Here is an 877-nt window from a genome sequence, read left to right as displayed (position 1 = left end):
GTTGCCATATTCCGACGCTGGCCTGGCTGTGCGCCGCGTTTTATATAGGGCGCGAACATGCGCAGGCGGAATATCGCTGGATTGACGCTTACGGGAACGGACACCGGGACAATATGCCCTGGTGGGGCGGGTTCGATCCGCGCGTCTGGAACCGCAAATCGCTGCTGGACTGGCTGTTGCCGGTCTGTGTGGCGCTGCTGGCGGAGGCGGTATGAGTACCGGCGGACTGTACAACGCAGACGGAACCTTTGTGCCGTTCAGTGCGGCGGATTTGAGCACGGAACTGGCGACGCGGCAAAACGCGGGGATGTTTTTCGGGGAGCTGGACGGCTGGCTGAACACCCTGCCTGACCCGGACCCGGTGCTGCGCAAGCGCGGGGACGAGGCAGACGTGCTGAGGGAACTTTCGGCGGATGACCAGGTGACGACGGCCATGCTCTCCCGCAAAAACAGGGTGTTGAACTGTCCGCACCTGTCGTTTCGTGCCGGAGCGCCGGAGGGCGAAACGCCCACGCCGGAAGCGGAGGAGCTACACCGGCGTTTCATGCGGGACCTTGAGCGCGCCAACCTGCGCACAGTCATTACCGGGATGCTGGATGCCCCCTTTTTCGGCTTCACCCCCCTGGAGCTTGTTTGGCGCTTCGACGGGGACTGGTGGCATATCGTGGACATTGTGCCGAAGCCTTATCACTGGTTCCGGTTCGACAGCCGCAACAATCCCGTGTTCGTGGGGGAATACGGTCTGTACTGCGCGGACCCGCGTCCCCTGCCTCCGGGCAAGTTCGTGTTCGTCACGCATCATGCTACCTACGACAATCCCTATGGTCTGCGCCTGCTCTCTCGCTGCCTGTGGCCGGTGAGCTTCAAGCGCGGCGGC

At 63.1% G+C, this 877-nt stretch carries 2 protein-coding genes; both read left to right on the top strand.

Features of this window, described 5'->3' with window-relative positions:
* On the top strand, positions 1–215 hold a 215-nt coding region (locus tag DESPIG_RS14185), incomplete at its 5' end, for a hypothetical protein (protein ID WP_006009618.1).
* Positions 212–877 (top strand): phage portal protein family protein (locus DESPIG_RS12570; protein WP_006009616.1); only part of this gene is annotated, 666 nt, incomplete at its 3' end. The genes DESPIG_RS14185 and DESPIG_RS12570, both read left to right, overlap by 4 nt.

The organism is Desulfovibrio piger ATCC 29098 (assembly GCF_000156375.1).
In the GTDB taxonomy this organism is placed as follows: domain Bacteria; phylum Desulfobacterota; class Desulfovibrionia; order Desulfovibrionales; family Desulfovibrionaceae; genus Desulfovibrio; species Desulfovibrio piger.
Note: the sequence above shows the minus strand (reverse complement) of the source record. Positions and strands in the feature narration are given on the sequence as shown.